At 70.6% G+C, this 18,573-nt stretch carries 19 protein-coding genes; 6 read left to right on the forward strand and 13 right to left on the reverse strand.

Going from position 1 to position 18,573, the window contains the following annotated elements; translation table 11 throughout:
- Positions 1-101 precede the first annotated feature (101 nt).
- Both ACFVDP_RS34195 and ACFVDP_RS34200 read right to left on the reverse strand, forming a co-directional pair.
- Complete coding sequence (locus ACFVDP_RS34195; RefSeq protein WP_383498277.1) at positions 102-1,247, reverse strand: RNA polymerase sigma factor; 1,146 nt, start codon at positions 1,245-1,247, stop codon at positions 102-104.
- Positions 1,248-1,275: 28 nt separating this feature from the next.
- Positions 1,276-1,683: a YciI family protein gene (locus ACFVDP_RS34200; RefSeq protein ID WP_383498279.1), complete on the reverse strand. Its 408-nt coding sequence runs from the start codon at positions 1,681-1,683 to the stop codon at positions 1,276-1,278.
- Between the two features lie 146 nt (positions 1,684-1,829).
- Here ACFVDP_RS34200 and ACFVDP_RS34205 point away from each other — a divergent pair, with 146 nt between their 5' ends.
- On the forward strand, positions 1,830-2,375 hold the full coding sequence (locus ACFVDP_RS34205; protein WP_383498281.1) for a GNAT family N-acetyltransferase: 546 nt from the start codon (positions 1,830-1,832) through the stop codon (positions 2,373-2,375).
- Here the strand turns inward: ACFVDP_RS34205 and ACFVDP_RS34210 are convergent.
- Both ACFVDP_RS34210 and ACFVDP_RS34215 read right to left on the reverse strand, forming a co-directional pair.
- Complete coding sequence (locus ACFVDP_RS34210; protein WP_383498283.1) at positions 2,372-2,971, reverse strand: NADPH-dependent FMN reductase; 600 nt, start codon at positions 2,969-2,971, stop codon at positions 2,372-2,374. The genes ACFVDP_RS34205 and ACFVDP_RS34210 overlap by 4 nt on opposite strands.
- A gap of 27 nt (positions 2,972-2,998) precedes the next feature.
- Positions 2,999-4,477 carry an MFS transporter gene (locus ACFVDP_RS34215; protein ID WP_383498286.1) on the reverse strand — a complete coding sequence of 493 codons (1,479 nt, stop codon included), beginning with the start codon at positions 4,475-4,477 and terminating at the stop codon, positions 2,999-3,001.
- 104 nt (positions 4,478-4,581) lie between these two features.
- On the opposite strand from ACFVDP_RS34215, the gene ACFVDP_RS34220 reads away from it, so the two are divergent.
- The gene (locus ACFVDP_RS34220; RefSeq protein ID WP_383498288.1) at positions 4,582-5,226 is read left to right on the forward strand and encodes a TetR/AcrR family transcriptional regulator; all 645 of its coding nucleotides are present in this window, start codon (positions 4,582-4,584) and stop codon (positions 5,224-5,226) included.
- On the opposite strand, the gene ACFVDP_RS34225 is transcribed toward ACFVDP_RS34220, so the two are convergent.
- The 6 genes from ACFVDP_RS34225 to ACFVDP_RS34250 all read right to left on the reverse strand — a co-directional run bounded on the left by ACFVDP_RS34225 (position 5,223) and on the right by ACFVDP_RS34250 (position 12,422).
- Positions 5,223-6,764 (reverse strand): type IV secretory system conjugative DNA transfer family protein, encoded by a 1,542-nt coding sequence (locus ACFVDP_RS34225; RefSeq protein WP_383498290.1) that lies wholly within the window; start codon positions 6,762-6,764, stop codon positions 5,223-5,225. The two genes, ACFVDP_RS34220 and ACFVDP_RS34225, sit on opposite strands and share 4 nt — an antisense overlap.
- Before the next feature lie 2 nt (positions 6,765-6,766).
- Positions 6,767-8,182: an ATP-binding protein gene (locus tag ACFVDP_RS34230; RefSeq protein ID WP_383498292.1), complete on the reverse strand. Its 1,416-nt coding sequence runs from the start codon at positions 8,180-8,182 to the stop codon at positions 6,767-6,769.
- A 15-nt stretch (positions 8,183-8,197) separates the two neighbouring features.
- Positions 8,198-9,757: an SCO6880 family protein gene (locus ACFVDP_RS34235; protein ID WP_383498294.1), complete on the reverse strand. Its 1,560-nt coding sequence runs from the start codon at positions 9,755-9,757 to the stop codon at positions 8,198-8,200.
- On the reverse strand, positions 9,754-11,097 hold the full coding sequence (locus ACFVDP_RS34240) for a hypothetical protein (RefSeq protein WP_383498296.1): 1,344 nt from the start codon (positions 11,095-11,097) through the stop codon (positions 9,754-9,756). The genes ACFVDP_RS34235 and ACFVDP_RS34240 overlap by 4 nt, the downstream gene beginning before the upstream one ends.
- Positions 11,087-11,899, reverse strand: coding sequence for a hypothetical protein (locus ACFVDP_RS34245; protein ID WP_383498519.1), 813 nt, complete (start codon positions 11,897-11,899; stop codon positions 11,087-11,089). The genes ACFVDP_RS34240 and ACFVDP_RS34245 overlap by 11 nt, the downstream gene beginning before the upstream one ends.
- Before the next feature lie 214 nt (positions 11,900-12,113).
- Positions 12,114-12,422 carry a hypothetical protein gene (locus ACFVDP_RS34250; protein ID WP_351455226.1) on the reverse strand — a complete coding sequence of 103 codons (309 nt, stop codon included), beginning with the start codon at positions 12,420-12,422 and terminating at the stop codon, positions 12,114-12,116.
- Between the two features lie 352 nt (positions 12,423-12,774).
- Between ACFVDP_RS34250 and ACFVDP_RS34255 the strand changes: the two genes are divergently transcribed.
- A complete protein-coding gene (locus ACFVDP_RS34255) occupies positions 12,775-13,785 on the forward strand; it encodes an NlpC/P60 family protein (RefSeq protein ID WP_383498298.1) in 1,011 nt (336 codons plus the stop codon).
- A gap of 194 nt (positions 13,786-13,979) precedes the next feature.
- Positions 13,980-14,702 carry a phosphatase PAP2 family protein gene (locus ACFVDP_RS34260; RefSeq protein WP_383498300.1) on the forward strand — a complete coding sequence of 241 codons (723 nt, stop codon included), beginning with the start codon at positions 13,980-13,982 and terminating at the stop codon, positions 14,700-14,702.
- A gap of 139 nt (positions 14,703-14,841) precedes the next feature.
- On the opposite strand, the gene ACFVDP_RS34265 is transcribed toward ACFVDP_RS34260, so the two are convergent.
- A complete protein-coding gene (locus tag ACFVDP_RS34265; RefSeq protein WP_383498302.1) occupies positions 14,842-16,428 on the reverse strand; it encodes an FAD-binding oxidoreductase in 1,587 nt (528 codons plus the stop codon).
- Between the two features lie 79 nt (positions 16,429-16,507).
- Positions 16,508-16,672 carry a hypothetical protein gene (locus tag ACFVDP_RS34270; protein ID WP_383498304.1) on the reverse strand — a complete coding sequence of 55 codons (165 nt, stop codon included), beginning with the start codon at positions 16,670-16,672 and terminating at the stop codon, positions 16,508-16,510.
- A 133-nt stretch (positions 16,673-16,805) separates the two neighbouring features.
- Between ACFVDP_RS34270 and ACFVDP_RS34275 the strand changes: the two genes are divergently transcribed.
- Positions 16,806-17,681, forward strand: a complete 876-nt coding sequence (locus ACFVDP_RS34275; protein ID WP_383498306.1) for a hypothetical protein — start codon at positions 16,806-16,808, stop codon at positions 17,679-17,681.
- A gap of 149 nt (positions 17,682-17,830) precedes the next feature.
- Positions 17,831-18,016, forward strand: a complete 186-nt coding sequence (locus tag ACFVDP_RS34280; RefSeq protein WP_383498308.1) for a hypothetical protein — start codon at positions 17,831-17,833, stop codon at positions 18,014-18,016.
- 40 nt (positions 18,017-18,056) lie between these two features.
- Here ACFVDP_RS34280 and ACFVDP_RS34285 read toward each other — a convergent pair whose 3' ends face one another.
- The gene (locus ACFVDP_RS34285; protein ID WP_383498310.1) at positions 18,057-18,413 is read right to left on the reverse strand and encodes a metal-sensitive transcriptional regulator; all 357 of its coding nucleotides are present in this window, start codon (positions 18,411-18,413) and stop codon (positions 18,057-18,059) included.
- Between the last annotated feature and the right edge of the window lie 160 nt (positions 18,414-18,573).

Raw genomic sequence — 18,573 nt, forward strand, 5'->3', positions numbered from 1 at the left:
TGCAGGGGGGACCCTGTGGGAGAGTAGGACGCCGCCGAACAAATTTTGAGAAAACCCCCGTGCCATCGGCACGGGGGTTTTCTGCGTTTAAGGGGAGGAATTCAGGCGGAATTCAGCCGGGCCGCCTGACGGGTCAGATGATTGCGTTCGGCCAGCGTCGGGGCGTGCTGGGCGGCCTCCGCGTAGAGGCGGGCGGCTGTCCGGAGGTCGCCGGCGCGCTCGTGGAAATAGGCCGCCACCGCTGTGTGGCGGGGCAGGGAATCGTCCAGTTCCGCGAGTGCGGCCAGGCCGGCGCGGGGGCCGTCGGCCTCGCCCAGGGCCACCGCACGGTTCAGACGGACGACCGGGCTGTCCGTGAGAGCGGCGAGTTCGTCGTACCACTCGACGATCTGCACCCAGTCGGTCTCCTCGGCCGTGAAGGCGTCTGCATGAAGAGCCGCGATCGCCGCCTGTGCCTGGAATTCGCCGAGACGGTCACGGGCCAGCGCCGCCTGGAGGATGTCGATGCCCTCCGTGATCATCGACGTGTCCCAGCGGGTGCGGTCCTGGTCGGCCAGTGGGACGAGGCTGCCGTCGGCCGTCGTGCGGGCCGGGCGGCGGGCGTGGTGGAGCAGCATCAGCGCCAGCAGGCCCGCCACCTCGGGGTGGTCGATCGCCGACGCGAGCTGCCGGGTGAGGCGGATGGCCTCGGCGGCCAGGTCGACGTCGCCGGAGTAGCCCTCGTTGAAGACCAGGTACAGCGTGCGCAGGACCGTCGACACATCGCCCGGCCTGTTGAGACGGCCGGCGGACACCGTGCGTTTGGCGCGGCTGATGCGCTGCGCCATCGTCGCCTCCGGGACCAGATAGGCCTGGGCGATCTGCCGGGTCGTGAGGCCGCCCACCGCGCGCAGGGTGAGCGCCACCGCCGATGACGGTGTCAGAGCGGGGTGGGCGCACAGGAAGTAGAGCTGGAGCGTGTCGTCGGTGGTGGGGGCCGGGCCGGGGAGGGGTTCCTCGTCGACGCGGTCCTCGCGGCGGCGCCGGGAGGCGTCCGCGCGGGTCGCGTCCACGAAGCGGCGCCAGGCCACGGTGATCAGCCAGCCCCGCGGATCCCGGGGCGGCTCGGTGGGCCAGGAGCGGACCGCCTCCAGCAGGGCGTCCTGCACCGCGTCCTCGGCCGCCGCGAAATCTGCTCCGCGGCGGACGAGGACGGCCAGCACACCCGGAGTGAGGCCGCGCAGCAGCGACTCGTCGAGTGAGTCCATTGAGTCCATTGAGTCCATGGGGAGAGGGCTACTCCGTGATGGTGGGCGGCGCGTGCATGAACGGGCGGAGCTCCAGCCACTCGTGGATCGGCTTGCCGCCCGCGCCCGGCGCCGCCGACAGCTCCCCGGCCAGCTCGACCGCACGCTCGTACGTGTCGACGTCGATGATCATCCAGCCGGCGATGAGGTCCTTCGTCTCGGCGAACGGGCCGTCGGTGACGGGCGGGCGGCCCTCCCCGTCGTAGCGGACCCAGGCGCCCTCCGGGGCGAGGGCCTGGCCGTCGACGAACTCGCCGGTCTTCTCCAGGCGGTCCGCGAAGTCCTGCATGTACTTGATGTGGGCCGTGACCTCCTCCGGCGTCCACTGGTCCATGGGCGCGCAGTTCACGGGTTCCGGGGCGCCGCGGTAGTGCTTCAGCAGCAGGTACTTGGCCATGACGGTCTCCTCGGGGCCGGGGCGACGAGCTGTTCGCCGTCGCCGCGTTCGGTGCGTTCACAGCAGGGACGGAGCCGGCCGCCGGTTCTCGACATCAGTGCGAAAAGTATTTTCGGGCGGGTGTCCGGCGACTCTAGAGTGCGGCCATGGACTTCGTGGTGCGAACGGTGCGGGCCGACGAATGGGCGGCCGTGAAGGAGCTGCGGCTGGCGTCGCTGCGGGACGAGGTGGCGCCGATCGCGTTCCTTCAGACGTACGAGGCCGCGGCCGGGCAGCCGGACTCGTTCTGGCAGGAGCGGGCGGCCGGGGCCGAGCTCGGGACGGCGACACGGCAGTTCGTGGCGGTCGCCGACAGCGGGCGATGGCTGGGGAGCGTGGTGGTGCTGGTCGAGGAGGCCGGGACCGAGGACTTCTTCGGGCAGCCCATCGAGGAGCGGCAGGCGCAGATCGTGGCGGTGTACGTGCGTCCCGAGGCCCGGGGCGGCCAGGTGACACCTGAACTGTTCTCGGCGGCGTGCGCATGGGCGTACTCGCTGGAGGGGCTCGGCCGGGTGCGGCTGCACTTCCACCAGGACAACGCGCGCGCCGAGGGCTTCTACCGGAAGTTCGGCTTCGTACGCACCGGAAAGGTCGTCCCCATGGCGGACGACCCCTCGGCGGTCGAGTACGAGATGGTGCTCGCCAAGAGTTAGCGGTACGGGCGTTCGGCGCGGGCCGTGCGCAGGGCGTGGGCCCACCAGTCCAGCTGGTCGAGCAGCACCTTCGCGGCGCCGGCCGCGCCGTCGACGTCGTGGGCCGGGCCGTCCTCGGCGAAGTGGTCCGGGGTCACGCGGTGGAAGCTGACGCCGTCGCGGACCGTCGTGCAGTGCAACTCGGCGAAGACGAGACGGAGTTGCTCCACCGCGCGCAGGCCGCCGGCGACACCGCCGTACGAGACGAAGCCGACGGGCTTGGCCTGCCACTCCGTGTGGTGCAGGTCGATCAGGTGCTTCAGGTGGGCCGGGAAGCTGTGGTTGTACTCGGGGGTGATGATCACGTAGGCGTCGGCGGTCTGGATGCGGGCCGCCAGCTCGGTCTGTTCCGAGGTGCGGTGGCTGTTCCAGGACGGGTGGACCTCGGGGAGGTTCAGGGCCGCCACGTCGATGACGTCGAAGTCGGTCGCCGGGGCGTGGTTCTTGGCCTGGGCCGTGAACCAGTCGGCCACCGTCGGGGCGATGCGGCCCTCTCGGATCGATCCGATGATGATGGCTACGCGGAGTGGCGGGGCCGGGGGCGTGGTGGCGGTCATTTCTGGTATCTCCCTGGGATGGGGTTCTTAGCGGGCTGTCTTGGGGGCTGCTTTAGAGGTGCTCTGCGCTGAGGGCTGTGCCCACCCGTTCCGCCGGGCGGAACGCCTGCCCACAGCCGGGCGGCTCAGCAGGACGTACGTGGTGAGGGCCAGTGCTGTCATCAGGGACGTCACCGTCCACAGCGCCAGGTGCCAGGACTCGGTGAGTTCTCCTGTGAGGAGCAGGGCGCCGAAGACGGTCAGCATCAGTGCGCCGGTGGTGCCGCGGACCGTGTTGAGGAAACCGGAGGCCATGCCGACCTCGGACGGCGCGACCAGTGACATGGCCTGGGCGTCGATGATGCCGATGGACAGGCCCTGACCGGCGCCGATCGTCAGCAGGGGGCCGGCCAGCGCGGATTCGGGGATGCCGGGGTGGAGCGTGGTCAGCCAGGCGTTGCCCGCCGCGATCAGCAGCAGGGACAGGACCAGCAGATGGCGGGCCGGTACACCGCGGTTGACCAGGCGGGCGCCGAGCGGGGGCAGTGCCAGGACCGGGGCCGTCATCAGCAGCAGGGTCAGGCCGGCGGCGCGGGCCGTCGTGCCGTTCACACCCTGGAGGTACGTCGGCAGGAAGGTGAGCACGCCCGTGGTGCCCGCGCCGAGCCCGAAGGAGCCGACGGCCCAGCCGGCGAAGGCGGGGTTCCGGGCCAGCCGCAGATCGAGGATCGGCCGGTCCCGGCCGCCGCGGGCCAGCCCCTGTTCCACCCGGACGAAGGCGATCAGCAGGGCCGCGGCGGCGGCCGCCGGGAGCAGCGTCCCCAGGGAGAGCCAGCCCGCCTTCGAGCCCTGGGTGACGGCGAACAGGGCCAGGGCGAGGCCCGCGATGAACGTGGCCGCGCCCGCCCGGTCGACCCGCGGCCGCACCTCGGCCCGGGACTCGGCCAGCAGGCGCGTACCGGTGAGGATGACGGCGCCCACCACCGCGTACGACAGGAACGTGGCGCGCCAGCCGACGGCGTCGACCAGCCAGCCCGAGAAGGTCGGGCCGAGCGCGAGGCCGAGGCCCGCCGTGGTGCCCAGCGAGGCGAAGACGCGGGTGCGGGCCGGGCCGTTGAAGGTGGCCGCGAGGAGCGAACCGCCGCTGGCCATCACCCCGGCCGCGCCGATGCCGGACACCAGCCGGGCCGCGTCCAGGAGCAGGATGTGCGGGGCGCCGGCCGAGGCGAGGGTGCCCGCCGTGTAGAGCGCGGCGCCCGCCGTGAGGATCCGGCGGCGGCCGTACAGATCGCCGAGCGAGCCGGCGACGAGCATGCACGAGGACGCGGCGAGGAAGTAGCCGACGACGACCCATTGCAGGGCCGCGCCGGAGGCGTCCAGGGCGGCGCCGATGCGCGGGAGCGCGACCGTGGTGCCGGACATCGCCATCGGGAGCGTGAGCATGCCGAGGAGGACGACGAGGAGGGTCGAGACGGGGCGGCTGCCGCCGGATTCGCGGGCTGCCCGGACCGGGGGTTCGGTTGCCATGCCCGTAAAGTACAACCGCGGTTGTTGGAAGTGCAACGGTCGTTGTACTTAGGCCCACAGGCCTAGGGCGCGGCCTAGGCTGGATGTGAGCGGAGGAGCGGAGCATGGCGGAGCAGGCGGCAGGGGTGCGCAGGGGCACGCTCGAGAAGCGGCAGGCGCTGTTGCGCGGTGCGCGCACCGTGTTCGGGCGCGAGGGCTACTCGCGGGCGGGCATCGACGAGATCGCCGACGAGGCCGGAGTCTCCACGCGCACCCTCTACAACCACTTCGGCGGCAAGGAGAACCTCTTCCGCGAGACCCTGCTCGACAGCGCCGCCGCCGTCACCCGCGCCCAGGTCGCCCTGATCGAGCGGCACTTGGGCAAGGTCACGGACATCGAGGCGGATCTTCGCGCCCTCGCGCAGGAGTGGATGGGGCGGCGCGGCGAGCACGTCGATCACATGCTGCTCGTCCGGCAGGTCATCGCGGAGGGACCGCATCTGCCCGGCGATGTCATCCAGGAGTGGCAGGGCACCGGGCCGCGGGCCGTGCGCGAGGCGGTGCGGGCCGCGTTCGTGCGGCTCGGCGGGCAGGGGCTGCTCGCCGTGGACGAGGACAACTCCGCCGAGGCCGCGCGGTACTTCATCCTGCTGATCGCCGGGTCCGTCACCGTCGACACGTTCTTCGGGGCCGTGCCGATGGCCGCTGCGGAGATCGATGCCCGGGTCGAGAGCGGGGTGCGGGCCTTCCTGAAGCTCTTCGCCGGTTAGGGCAGGGGGAGCGGGAGTTCGGCGTCCGGCCAGCGGGTGCGGCCCTGTTCACGGGACCGGAGCAGGGCCAGGGTCACCAGGCCCCGGTCCGCTCCGGTGGACAGCAGCTCCGGCAGTTGGGGAAGGGGAGCCACGGCCGCGACGTCGTCCAGGACGAGCGTCATTGGTGGGTCGAGCCGGCCGGCAGGTGACCGTTCGGCCATGCGGCGGCCGTGCTCGACCACGCTTGAGGCGAGGGCCGTCAGAAGGGGCATCGCACCGGGATTTCCCTTGGGGTCCTCGATGGGTTCACCCACCACATAGAGCGTGCCCCCTTCGGCGATGAAGGAATCCAGAGTCAGCGCATCAGTTCGGTTCGGGGTGCAGGCGTCGCGGATGTGCACGGTGAACAGGGAGGACAGCGCCCGGGCCGTCAACTCCTGCGCCATGTCACGGCGTTCGGGATGCGCGGTGAGCGCCGCCTCCAGTTCGCCCGCCGTGCCCGAGGTGGCCTTCGCGTGGGTGCGCAGGATGCGGACGGCTTCCTGGACCTGGCTGCCCTGGGCCCAGCGGTGGACGTGGCGGAACGGTTTGCCCTCGATCGCCGCCGCGTGCAGGTAGCTGCGCAGCAGGGTGTCGGCCGTCTCGGCCAGCGCCGAGTCGAGTCTGGCCGTCGGCCTTATCGGGGCGAGGAGGGCGATGGCGCGGGCTGCCGCCGTCTCGCGGTTCTCGCAGCCGGCTGCCGGGTTCCAGTGGAGGCGGGCCGGGGTGTCGCAGAGGTGGGTGGGGTCGTAGAGGAGGACCGGGCCCAGTTTGGCGCGGGCGTCTTTTGTCTCCTGCCAGACCGTGGGGGCCGAGGTGATGACCAGGGCCGGGCCCGCTGCCTCTCGTACGGCTTCGATGGCCAGGGGGTGGCGGTGGGCCGGGGGGCCCAGGTGGAGGGGGGACCGGGGGGTCGGGAGGGCCGTTGCCACGGGGGTGGGGGGTGGTTCGGGTGCGGGTACCGGTACGGGGGCGGGTGCGGGTACCGGTACGGGGGCGGGTGCGGCTACCGGTGTGGGGGTGGCTGGGGGTTTTGGAGTCGCCCCCTCCTCCCCTTCCCGTCCCGTCAGTGGGGGCTTCGCCCCCGGGGTGGCCACGGAGGGTTCGTCCAGCGCGCGTTCGTGGGGGTTCTCGCGCAGTTCCCCGCGCCCCTTACGGGGCGCTTGTTTGCGGACCGCCCGCCACCTGGCCAGGGTGCCTGCCGCGAAGAACGTGAGGACCAGGAGGATCATCACCTGGCCGATGAACAGGCCCCAGAACAGGCCGTAGCCCGAGAGCTGTTCGTCGGGGGTGTTCGGCCAGGCGCCCGTGATGTCGTGCGGCTGGCCGATCAAGTGGCGCATCGCCAGCGGGGTGTGGGCGAACGTCACCTCGTCCGGCCACGCGCCCTTCGCGAAGCGGCCGGACAGGCCGGTCGCCGACCACACCAGGATCGTCATGCCCAGCAGAAACGCCAGGATGCCGATCAGCAGGCCGTCGGGGATGCCCCGCTCCCGCTCTCTGTCGTCGCGCGCCATCGTCACGCCACCGTGGACTCGGACGCGTCGCCGAGGCGCTGTTCCACGAACGCCGCCGCCCGCTCCTCCGCCTCCAGCTCGGCGGCGCGCATGGCGTCGTCGCCCAGGTGGTCCTCGGAGGACTCGGTCATGGCGCGGTCGGTGAAGACCAGTGGGCGTTCGGTCTCGGTGATCAGGTGTTTGACCACCTGGACGTTGCCGTTGACGTCCCAGACCGCGATGCCGGGGGTGAGGGTCGGGATGATCTCCACCGCCCAGCGTGGCAGGCCGAGGACCCGGCCCGTCGCGCGGGCCTCGTCCGCCTTCTGCGCGTAGATCGTTCTGGTCGAGGCCATCTTCAGGATCGCCGCCGCCTCCTTCGCCGCCGCGCCGTCCACCACGTCGGACAGGTGGTGGACCACCGCCACGAAGGACAGGCCGAGGCGGCGGCCGAACTTCAGCAGGCGCTGGAACAGCTGCGCCACGAACGGGCTGTTGATGATGTGCCACGCCTCCTCCACCAGGAAGATGCGCTTCTTGCGGTCGGGCCGGATCCAGGTGTGCTCCAGCCAGACGCCGACGATCGCCATCAGGATCGGCATCGCGATCGAGTTGCGGTCGATGTGCGACAGGTCGAAGACGATGAGCGGGGCGTCCAGGTCGATGCCGACCGTCGTCGGGCCGTCGAACATGCCCCGCAGGTCACCGTCGACCAGCCGGTCCAGGACCAGCGCGACGTCCAGGCCCCAGGCGCGTACGTCGTCTATGGCGACGTTCATCGCCTCCGCCGACTCGGGTTCCGGGTGGCGCAGCTGCTCGACGATGTCGGTCAGGACGGGCTGGCGCTCGACGATCGTCTCGTTGACGTAGGCGTGCGCCACCTTCAGGGCGAAGCCGGAGCGCTCGTCCAGGCCGTGCCCCATCGCGACCTCGATGATCGTGCGGAGCAGCGCGAGCTGGCCCGTCGTCGTGATCGCGGGGTCGAGCGGGTTGAGCCGGATGCCCATGTCCAGGGCCGCCGTCGGGTCGAGCCGGATGGGGGTTATCCCCAGCTCCTGCGCGATCAGGTTCCATTCGCCGACGCCGTCCTCGCCCTGCGCGTCGAGGACCACGACCTGGCGGTCGCGGAACCTCAGCTGCCGCAGGACGTACGTCTTCTCCAGCGCCGACTTGCCGTTCCCGGACTCGCCCAGGACCAGCCAGTGCGGGGCCGGGAGCTGCTGTCCGTACAGCTGGAACGGGTCGTAGATGTACCCCTTGCCGGAGTACACCTCGCGCCCGATGATCACGCCCGAGTCGCCGAGTCCGGGTGCGGCCGTCGGCAGATAGACCGCCTGGGCCTGTCCCGTCGACGTCCGCACGGGCAGCCGGGTCGTCTCCACCTTCCCGAACAGGAAGGAGGCGAAGGCGTCCGTGAGCATCGACAACGGATCCCGCATGAGCGTGCTCTCCCTCTACCGTCGGATGCCGGTGGCGAACGGCAAGGTGTTCACGAACGCCCGGTGGTGTTCGCGGTCGCACCACTCCAGCTTCAGGTACGACTTCCCGGCGGAGGCGCGGATGGTGCGCTTGTCGCGGGCGAGAGCGTCCGGGTTGCGGGACGAGACGGTGATGTACCCGACGATGTTGACCCCGGCCGCGCCGCTCGCCAGGTCCTCGCCGCGCTGGTCGAGGCGGCCGTGGGCGGCGATGTCGCGCGGGTCGACCGTCCGGTTCATCTTGGCGGCGCGGGACGCCTCCGCGTCGTCGTTCGTCTTCTCGGTCAGCATGCGCTCGATGGCGACCTCGGTGGGTTCGAGGTCCATGGTGACGGCGACGGTGCGGATGACGTCGGGCGTGTGGACGAGCAGCGGCGCCAGGAAGTTGACGCCGACCGGCGTCATCGGCCACTCCTTCACCCAGGCGGTGGCGTGGCACCACGGCGCCCGCGTCGACGACTCGCGCGTCTTCGCCTGGAGGTAGGTGGGCTCCATCGCGTCCAGCTCGGCCGGCCAGGTGTTGCGTTTCGTCATCGCCTGGATGTGGTCGATGGGGTGGTCCGGGTCGTACATGGAGTGCACGAGCGAGGCGAGCCGGCCCTGGCCCAGCGGCTGGCGTACGCGGATGTCGGCTTCCTGGAGCCGGGAGCAGATGTCGGTCAGCTCGCGCGCCATGACGACGGCGAGGCCCGCGTCCCGGTCGATCTTCCGGCCGGACGTGGGGCGCGAGGCGCGCGCCATCGCGTTGGCCTCCGCTGCCAGGTCGCGCGTGTAGTGCATGCAGGCGACCAGGTAGGCGCGGTGCTGCTCGCTGCTGGTCGACACCATGGACTGCAACTGGTCGTACGACTCCTGGATCCAGCCCAGGGCGCGCTCGTCGCCGCGGACGGCGACGTCCTTGGCGTGCGCGTCGGGGTCGGCGGGCAGGGTGCGGGCGAGCATCTGGAGGCGGGTGACGAACCCGTCCCCGTTCGCCACGTGCTTGAGCAGGGTGCCGAAGCGGTCGACGAGGGCTTCCTGGTCCTCGGAGTCGCGCAGGCCGACGCCCGGGCCCTCGATCTCGATCGCCGCCGTCACCGTGCGCCGGTCCGCGTGCAGCAGGACGGCGATCTCGTCCGGGCCGAACGGCGCCGCGAGCCAGGTCAGCCGGCCGATGCCGGGCGGCGGCCCGATCTCGATCTCCCGGCCGTCGAGCCGGGTGCCGGCCTCCATGGTGCGGGACCGGTAGGCGGAGCCGCGCTTGAGCTGCCGCTTGTAACTCCGGTTGATCTCGAACCACTTGTAGAAGGTGCGGTGCTTGTACGGGACGTAGACCGCCGCCAGGGCGAGCAGCGGGAAACCCATGAGCAGCACGATGCGCAGGGACAGCACGGGGACGAGCAGTCCGCACATCATGCCGAGGAAGGCACCCGCGATGATCAGGAACAGTTCGCCCGATTCGCGGTTCCTGCCGACGATCGCGTTCGGCCGCGCGCGGCCGATCAGATATGTACGGCGGGGCGTGACCGGAGGGGACACGTGGGACTGGGTCGTCAACGCCCTGCACCTCCTTGCCGATTGCTGTTGTTACTGGTGTTGCCGGTATTGCCCCCGCGGTTGCCGGCGTGCGGGGTGTTCGTGGGACTGGTGCGGGGCGGGGGTGCGGCGGAGGGGACAGTTCCGCCGCCGCCCCCTGCCGCGCCGCCCTGCCGCGCGCTGTGCGCGGCCACCCCGCCGGACACGGGGTTGGCGGGGCGGGCCTGGCTGGCGCCGCCACCGCCCGAGCCGCCGTCCTGACGGGCGCTGTGGGTCTTGATGCCCTGGGAGACGAGGGCGGCGGGCGAGGTGAACGCGGCGGCCGCCTTGCCCTCCGCGCCCTGCATGATCCGGTTCTTGCGTACGTTGGCCATCTCGTCGCCGAAGCCGGGGACGAAGCGGTAGATCATGCCGCTGGCGAAGATGGCCAGCAGGATGATGGCGAGGCCGGAGACCACCGCGGCGAGCGAGTCCGGGGCGCCGCTGCTGGTGGACAGCGCTCCGGCCAGACCGAGCACGATCACGATGACCGGTTTCACCAGGATGACGGCGATCATGATTCCGACCCAGCGGCGGACGTGGCCCCACAGGTTCTTGTCGACGAGGCCCGAGTAGACGACGACGCCGAGCAGCGCGCCCACGTAGAGCAGGACGGCGCGCAGGTACAGCTCCAGGTAGAGCACGCCGGCCGCGACGATGGAGACCAGCGACACCACGATCAGCATGATCGGGCCGCCGCCGATGTCGTCGCCCTTCTTCAGGGCCTCGGAGAACGTGCCGAAGAACGCGTCCGTCTGATTGCCCGTCGCTTTCGCGAGGACGTCCGTCACGCCGTCCGTCGCGGAGACGATCGTGTAGAGGATCAGCGGGGTGAACGCGGAGGCCAGCACCGTCAGCCAGAGGAAGCCGACGGCCTCCGAGAGCGCGGTGCTCAGGGGGGCGCCGCGCACGGCCCGCTTGGCCACGGCCATCAGCCACAGGACGAGGGTCAGGATGGTCGACGCGGCGAACACGACGGCGTACTGCTGGAGGAACTTCTCGTTGGTGAAGTCCACCTGCGCCGTCTTCTGCACGGCTTCGCTCAGCTTGTCGACGGTCCAGGCGGCGGCGTCGGCGCAGCCCTTGGCGAGGCTGGAGAGGGGGTCCAGGGGGTTGGTGGTGGTGTCCAGCGGGGAGTCGCCGGTGCCGCCGGAGGTCCCGGACCCGCCCTCGCCCCGCTGGCAGTACCGCTTGGCGGGACCCACGATGAGGTCGCAGTTGTCGTCGGGGGCCGCGACGGCCCGGGCCGAGAAGAGGACGGCCGCGGTCTGTACGGCGACGGCGGCGCCGGTGAGCTTGAGAGCGAGGCGGCTACCGGGCATAGGTGAACCCTCCGAACCCTTCGACGGCCTTGGTGATCTCGTCGGCCGAGGAGACCTTGTTGTCGCCGTTCACAGGGGTCGGGCCGTCCTTCTGGGAGAAGCTCTCGACCTTCCAGTCGCCGTCGGCCCAGCGCAGCTTGAGGGTCAGGGTGAACCAGTCGTTGGTGACCGGGTTGGTCGAGCCCTCACCGGCGGTGCCGAAAGCGCCGGTGCACCAGACCTCGGCGGTCACGGCGCTGCCGGAGTATCCGGACGTCTTGGTGCCGACCGGGACCGTGCGGGACACATAGGTCTGGCCGGAGGCCGGGTCACCGTTCGCGTCCAGGCCGATCTTGGCCAGGAAGTCCTGCGAGTAGGCCTTGTCGAACCGGCTCTGGAGTGCGGCGACCCTGTCGGCGACGAACAGCTGCTTGAGGATGCCGGATCGCTGAGCGGGCTTGAGGATGTCGGCGGAGACGAGCTGCACCGCGTAATTGGCGGCAGCCGACTGCGCCCCCTGCTCGTCATGGGCGAACCCGGAACCCACCGGCTTCGTGCCGGTCGGGGCCGTGGGAGAGGCGCCCGCGCCGGAGCCGGAGGTTCCCTTGCCGCCGGAGGACGTGTCGTCGTCGCCCCGGTTCGCGAACGCGATGGCCGCGACGAGCAGCACCACGACACCCACCACGGTGACCAGCGACCGGGACGGCGAACGGCCCGGTCTGCGCCCGCCCCCGTACCCGTCGGGCCCCTCCGGGAGCCGCGTCCGGGTCTGGCCGGTGCCGCCGTAGAGGTCGTCGTCCCCTTGCCGGCCGTCGAGACTCATCGCGGGCACGCCCCCTCAACCTTGTGCTGAACCGCCGCATACGCCAACGCCACATACGACGGTAGCTGTGCTGGTTCCCGCGCGGGCGGGGTGTGGTGACTCGACATCAGGGAGACGCAACCTCAGCCGGTGGGCACGACGGGACAAGTGGGACAGGGGTTAAGAAGAGGTAACCGAACACGGTCGGCCCGAAACTGATGATGTGTGAGCCGGGCTAGACGGCCATGCCGTACACGATCGTGAAGAGGGTGCCGAGCGATCCGATGATGAAGACCCCGGTCAGCCCGGCGATGATCAGTCCCTTGCCCTGCTCCGCGCTGAAGGTGTCGCGCAGCGCCGTCGCCCCGATCCGTTGTTTGGCCGCGCCCCAGATCGCGATCCCGAGGCAGAGGAGGATGGCCACGGCCATCACCACCTCGACCATCACGCGTGCCTCGTTGCCCAGCGTTCCGAACGGGCCCCAGTCGGGGGCGATCCCGCCGATGATGGTCGTGATGTCGCCTTTTTCGGCTGCCAGCAGCATGTGTAACTCACCGCCCCAAGTGGGTAGTTCTGTCGCCTCCGCCGCAGCGCAGAGGTCACGCCCATTGTTCCTCAGAACCGCGCACATGCCTGCCGACTTGGCGCCATTCGTTGGCCGAGTTTCTGTGTTTTTCGCGTTTCTTTGGTGTACGGGAGGCCGGTGGGACGGATCCGTATCCGAAGAAACGTACGGTTACTCTATGTATCACGTGTGATTACGTGGAGCAATGAGCGTGGGGTCCGGGTGCGGGCGGGCTTGACGCACCACCGGTTCGCGGAGGCCGGTGCGGGGGAGGCTTCCCTGCCTACACTGTGGCCTCGGTGGACTCCCGTGCGGCGAAGGGCGGTTGACGGTGCGTAAGGCGTGGATCGTCGCGGGCGCGGGGGTCGCCGGAGGGACCGGGTTCGTGACCCTGCTCGTCGTGGGGACGTACATGGTGGCCGGAAACCTCACGAACGGGGTGGGGCAGGGGGCCGTCGGGCTCGCCAAGGGCGCCGTGCCGGCCGCCTACCAGTCGCTGGTCCAGAAGTGGGGCAATCTCTGCCCGGCCATCAATCCCGCGCTGCTCGCGGCCCAGCTCTACCAGGAGAGCGGGTTCAACCCGAACGCCAAGTCGCCGGCGAAGGCGTACGGCATCGCGCAGTTCATCGAGGGGACCTGGGCCTCCCACGGGGTCGACGGGGACGGGGACGGGGACAAGGACATCTGGGACCCGAACGACGCCATCCCGTCCGCCGCCTCGTACGACTGCGAGCTCGCCTCGTACGTGAAGGACGTACCGGGCGACGTCACGAAGAACATGCTCGCCTCGTACAACGCCGGCGCCTACGCCGTCATCAAGTACAAGGGCGTGCCGCCCTACACCGAGACCCAGAACTACGTGAAGACCATCACGACCCTGGAGCAGAGCTTCGCCAAGCCCGTCGGGCGGGTGCAGCCCTCGCAGCAGGCCGCGGCCGCCATCACCTACGCGCAGAAGAAGCTCGGCACGGAGTACCTGTGGGGCGGGAACGGGACGGCCGACCAGGGCGGGCGGTTCGACTGCTCGGGGCTGACCCGGGCCGCGTACGACACCGTGGGGATCGATCTGCCGCGCGTCGCCAACGACCAGTACAACGCCGGGCCGCATCCGAAGCGGGACGAGCTGCTCCCCGGTGACCTGGTCTTCTTCTCCGACGACCTCACCAACAGCCGCGCGATCCGGCACGTCGGGATCTACGTCGGAGGCGGGTACATGATCGACGCGCCGCGGCCGGGAGCCGTGATCCGGTTCGACCCGGTCGACACGCCTGATTACTTCGGTGCGACGCGGGTAACGGTGGATGGCGCGAAAGCGGTGCCCAGTGCGTCGCCGGAAGTGTGACGTGGCCAAAACTCTGCGTTAACCCCAGGCTCTGAGCTGCGGGTTCGTGTCTCTCTTCGATAACGTCTGCGTGATCATTCGGTGGAACGTGGAACGTAGTGAGCGACGGTGTGCGTTCCTCTTTCTGAACCGATTGAAGTCCACGGGGGTGGCCGACACGGGTAGTACGCAGACGATGAAGGGGCCGCTGAGCTATGGCTGGACTCGAGGCACTCGCAGCACTCGAGACTTCCGGGTCGAACCCTGACGTCACGCTGCTCTACGACATCAACGGGCTGGCGGCGGACGCGCCCGGCTGGTTCGACCGCACGATGGAGTTCGTCGGCGAGTACGGGATTCTGCTCGGGCTCGTCCTCGTCGTGCTCTGGACCTGGTGGGGGGCGCGCAGGCGGGAGACCCTCGACGACGCCGCCTCGTCGGTCGCCGCCGTCGTGTGGGCGCCGCTCGCCGCCGCCGTCGCCGTTCTGGTCAATGTGCCGATCCGGGGCTTCGTCGAGCGGCCGCGGCCGTTCCGGGACCATGAGGGGCTGACCGTGCTGGTGGACGGGAAGACCGACTTCTCGTTCGTCAGCGACCACGCCACGCTGGCCATGGCCATGGGGGCCGCCGTCTTCGTCGCCCATCGCAGACTCGGGTTCGTCGCGATCGGGCTTGCCGTGCTCGAAGGGTTCTGCCGGGTCTTCATGGGGGTGCACTATCCGACCGACGTGATCGGGGGGTTCGCCCTCGGCACGGCCGTGGCTCTGCTGCTGTCGCCGCTCGCCTCCGCCCTGATCACGCCGATTGCGCGGGCCGTTGGGCGGGCCGGGCGGGTGTCCTGGCTGGTGTGGGCGCCTTCTGCTGCGCCGGCCGCTGTGGAGATTCCTGAGGCCCGGGGGGCCTCGGAGGATCCTGAAGAGCGGGATCTCGCCGCCTAGGTTCCGTGGTGTCCCCGGCCGCGGGTTCGTCGTGGCTGGTCGCGCAGTTCCCCGCGCCCCTGACGGGGCGCTGTTTCGCGGCGGAGCCGCTGACGGGCACAGCCCCGCGCCCCTGACGGGGCGCCACTGACCGTGCGCTTTACAGGGACTGCGGGAACGTGAAGAAGCCCGTGGGGTCGTACTGCTTCTTCAGCTTGGTCAGGCGGGGGGCCGCGTCGCCGTAGTAGGACTTCTTCCAGTTCGTCAGCGTCGAGTCCGTGTAGTTCTGGTAGGCGGCGCCGGACGCGTACGGGGCCATCGCGGTGTGTGCTTTTCTCAGCCAGTCCCGGGCCGCCGTGCCGGACGTGCCCGCGCGCCAGCTCACGATGTACTGCGCGAGCATCCGCGAGCGGCGGTGGACGAACGCCGTCGCCGTCGGGTCCACCCGGTTGACCGCGCCGCCGAGCGCCGTGAGGGCGACCGAGCCGGCCCCCGACGCGACCGACGACAGCTGTCGCAGCAGCGTGGTCACGCCCGCGTCCGACAGGTTCCGGTCGAAGAAGTCCGAGTGCGCCGCGTACGTCTCGCGTTGCAGCGCGCCCTGCGCGGAGCGGCCGGGGGTGGCGCCCGGCAGATGGCACTGGGCGTCGGAGGAGAAGCCGGAGCAGCCCGCGTAGATCTCCATGGCCTCCTCGTAGGAGTGGCGCTTCAGGGAGACCGAGGTGGCCGAGCCGGGGCCGCCGGGGCCGTCGGCGAGCCGGTCCACCGCGTTCTGCAGTTCGGTGTAGGTGCCCAGCGAGAACGCCGAGACGGAGATGGTGGGGGTGCCCCCGGCCGCGTTCGCCACGTGCAGCGACGACCAGATCTCGTCCGGCTGGTCGGGACCCCACTTCTGCCACGCCTTGAGGACCGTCGCCGCCTTCGACCAGGGCCAGGACATGTACGCCGAGACGGCCTGCGGGGCCGGGTGGGTCTTGAAGCGCAGCTCGGTGACGACGCCGAACTGGCCGTTGCCCGCACCGCGCAGCGCCCAGAACAAGTCTTTGTTGGTACGGGAGTCGGCGGTGAGTTCCTTGCCGTCCGCCGTGATCAGGGTGGCGCCGGTGAGGCTGTCGCAGGTCAGGCCGTAGGCCCGGGAGACGACACCGTGGCCGCCGCCGAGCGCCAGGCCCGAGACGCCGACCGTGGGGCAGGAGCCCGCCGGGATCGTGACGCCCTTGGCCGCCAGCGCCCGGTAGACGTCGATGAGTTTCGCACCGGCGCCGATCACCGCCTCGCCGCCCGAGGCGCGGACCGACTTCATGCGGGACACGTCGAGGATCAGCCGGCCGTCGCCGGAGGACCAGCCCGCGTAACTGTGCCCGCCGTTGCGTATCGCCACCGGGACCTTGCGGGCCCGGGCGTACGCCAGCGTCGTACGGAGGTCGTCGGGGCCCGCGACATAGGCGACCGCCGTCGGTTTCAGGCCGTCGAAGCGGGTGTTGTACAGCTGGCGGGCCGCCGCCCACTGCGCCTGGCCCGGCCGGACCAGGGAGCCGTCGAGGTCCTTGGCGAGCGCGTCCAGGTTCGCCGCGGCCGTCGACTGCGCGGAGGCGCTCTTACCGGTCAAGTGGGCCCGGGAGGAGGACGACGAGGTCGACGCCGCCGGTGCTTCGCCGCTCGACGAGGAGCAGGCCGAGACCGCCGTCGTCGTGAGTGCGGCCGCCGAAGCCGCTATGAACGTACGCCGTTCGATGCCAGTGCCCATGCCCGTTCCGCCTCCCGTAGCCCCCGGGGTACGAGACGTGAAGCGGGAGCCGTGGGTTCCCTGTACCCCGTTGTGGCCGTCAGGCGGCGTCGAGGTGTTCCTGTGCGTCCGTACGGGCCCTGCTGCGCGCTCTCCTGGCCGGTCCGCGCCAGCCGCACGTACAGCGGGCGAAGCAGAATCTGCCCTGTTCCGCGACCGTCGTGGCGTGGTCCGTCTGCCGCTGGTCCTGCTCTCGCCGATCCACGGCGCCACCGTAGCGGGGTTGTGTGAACCCTTCTGTAAACCCCCCGTTCGCGTGACGGGTGACCCTACTCGTCGTTAACCGGAACGACAGAGGGGCCGCACGACGCACAGACAGGCTTGGGGGTAGACAAGCGATGGTGGTGCAGCAGGACGGGCGCTCGACAGGCCCGGCGAACCCGATGAGTTCGGCACGCAGAGCCGCGGTGGTGGCCGTTGCCCTGGCGGGCGTCGTGGCGGGGGTGGCCGGGTGCGGTGGCGGCGCCCGGGCCGGGGACCGCGGTACCGATCCGGCCGAGGCCGTGCGGGACGCCCCCGACCGGCTGGTCCGCGAGGGCGGTTCCCGGGCGCGGACGTCGATGCAGATGGCCAGCGGCGGCACCCGGGTCACCATCTGGGGCGAGGGTGTGTACGACTACCGGGCGGGGCTCGGGCAGCTCCGGGTGCGGCTGCCGCAGGACGCGGCCGGCGCGCAGGAGCACCGGCCCATCACCGAACTCCTCGCGCCCGGCGCCCTCTACATGAAGAACCGGGGTGCGGGCGTGCCCGCCGACAAGTGGGTACGGCTCGACACCGCGTCCCTGAACGACGGCAACCTCGTCACCGGCGGCGCCACCGATCCGCTCGCCGCCGCCGAACTGCTGCGCGGCGCGCGGGAGGTGACGTACGTGGGGGAGAGCGATGTCGCCGGTGTGCCGACCCGGCACTACAAGGGGCGCATCGATCTGGCCGCCGCCGCGCGGGCCGCGTCCGCGGGGAACCGGAAGGCGCTGGGCGCCGCGGTGAAAGGGTTCGGCACCTCACCGGTCCCCTTCGACGTGTACCTGGACGACGACGGACTGATCCGGAAGATCACGCACCGCTTCAGCTTCGCGGAGCAGCAGGCGGCCGGTCGGCCGAAGAAGGACGTGGACGTCGCGTCGACGACGCTGCTCTACGGGTTCGGGAAGCCGGCGAAGATCGAGCTTCCGGACAAGAAGGACATCTTCGCGGGGAAGGTCGCCGAGCAGTAGTGCGCCCGGCATGCGCCGGTGGGCGCGGCGGGGTCCGTTCGGGGGTCCTCTCGGGGACCGGAAATGGTTCTTCCGTGCCATGCGCCAGGTGTGAACGGCTGCCTACTCTAGGAAGCCGACTCCATGAGTCGGCAACCGCGGAAGGGGTGATGCACGTGGCTCCGCTGGGCGGTACGGCTGTTCAGGACTACGTCGCCCTCGCCGAGATCGAGCTCTGTGGAGAGCTGATCATCGCGGCCTCCGCCGTCTCCGAGGGACGACTCAGCGCGGACCGGATCGACGAGGTGCTGCGGGTCGCCGAGGCGTTGCCCGAACGCCCGGACGACCTGCACTGACGCGGGCGGCGGCCATCGGGCCGTCGCCCGCTTCGCGCGCTCAGGTGCGCAGCAGTCGCGCGATCGCCTTCGTGGCTTCCTCGACCTTGGCGTCGATCTCCTCGCCGCCCTTGAGTGCGGCGTCCGCCACACAGTGGCGCAAATGCTCCTCCAGGAGCTGCAGCGCGAAGGACTGCAGGGCCTTGGTGGAGGCCGAGACCTGGGTGAGTATGTCGATGCAGTAGACGTCCTCGTCCACCATCCGCTGGAGGCCGCGGATCTGGCCCTCGATCCGGCGCAGGCGCTTGAGGTGCTCGTCCTTCTGGTGGTGGTAGCCGTGGATGCCGCGGTCGTGGTCGGTCACGATCTCGGTCGAGGACTCGGCCGAGGCTTGTGCTTGTGTCGCGTCCGTGGTCATCGTGTCCGACCTCCCGTTGTCGTACCCACATATACCCCCGGTGGGTATATGGTACTCGATTTGCCGCACCCCGTGCTGATCACTGTGCCTGATGGGCGACACTGGGGGAACGCCGGTTAGCCGTGGCCGGATGATGCGCCTAGCATCAGCCTGACCCAAT

Source organism: Streptomyces sp. NPDC057694, assembly GCF_042799415.1.
Classification (GTDB): domain Bacteria; phylum Actinomycetota; class Actinomycetes; order Streptomycetales; family Streptomycetaceae; genus Streptomyces.

Bases quoted from the DNA above. Each gene is read 5' to 3' on its own strand.
- ACFVDP_RS34210 (WP_383498283.1), bottom strand. From the start codon at position 2,971: ATGACCGCCACCACGCCCCCGGCCCCGCCACTCCGCGTAGCCATCATC.
- ACFVDP_RS34205 (WP_383498281.1), top strand. From the start codon at position 1,830: ATGGACTTCGTGGTGCGAACGGTGCGGGCCGACGAATGGGCGGCCGTG.
- ACFVDP_RS34215 (WP_383498286.1), bottom strand. From the start codon at position 4,477: ATGGCAACCGAACCCCCGGTCCGGGCAGCCCGCGAATCCGGCGGCAGC.
- ACFVDP_RS34220 (WP_383498288.1), top strand. From the start codon at position 4,582: ATGGCGGAGCAGGCGGCAGGGGTGCGCAGGGGCACGCTCGAGAAGCGG.
- ACFVDP_RS34225 (WP_383498290.1), bottom strand. From the start codon at position 6,764: ATGGCGCGCGACGACAGAGAGCGGGAGCGGGGCATCCCCGACGGCCTG.
- ACFVDP_RS34245 (WP_383498519.1), bottom strand. From the start codon at position 11,899: ATGAGTCTCGACGGCCGGCAAGGGGACGACGACCTCTACGGCGGCACC.
- ACFVDP_RS34285 (WP_383498310.1), bottom strand. From the start codon at position 18,413: ATGACCACGGACGCGACACAAGCACAAGCCTCGGCCGAGTCCTCGACC.
- ACFVDP_RS34275 (WP_383498306.1), top strand. From the start codon at position 16,806: ATGGTGGTGCAGCAGGACGGGCGCTCGACAGGCCCGGCGAACCCGATG.
- ACFVDP_RS34240 (WP_383498296.1), bottom strand. From the start codon at position 11,097: ATGCCCGGTAGCCGCCTCGCTCTCAAGCTCACCGGCGCCGCCGTCGCC.
- ACFVDP_RS34195 (WP_383498277.1), bottom strand. From the start codon at position 1,247: ATGGACTCACTCGACGAGTCGCTGCTGCGCGGCCTCACTCCGGGTGTG.
- ACFVDP_RS34280 (WP_383498308.1), top strand. From the start codon at position 17,831: ATGCACGTGGCTCCGCTGGGCGGTACGGCTGTTCAGGACTACGTCGCC.
- ACFVDP_RS34230 (WP_383498292.1), bottom strand. From the start codon at position 8,182: ATGCGGGATCCGTTGTCGATGCTCACGGACGCCTTCGCCTCCTTCCTG.
- ACFVDP_RS34260 (WP_383498300.1), top strand. From the start codon at position 13,980: ATGGCTGGACTCGAGGCACTCGCAGCACTCGAGACTTCCGGGTCGAAC.
- ACFVDP_RS34265 (WP_383498302.1), bottom strand. From the start codon at position 16,428: ATGGGCACTGGCATCGAACGGCGTACGTTCATAGCGGCTTCGGCGGCC.
- ACFVDP_RS34200 (WP_383498279.1), bottom strand. From the start codon at position 1,683: ATGGCCAAGTACCTGCTGCTGAAGCACTACCGCGGCGCCCCGGAACCC.
- ACFVDP_RS34250 (WP_351455226.1), bottom strand. From the start codon at position 12,422: ATGCTGCTGGCAGCCGAAAAAGGCGACATCACGACCATCATCGGCGGG.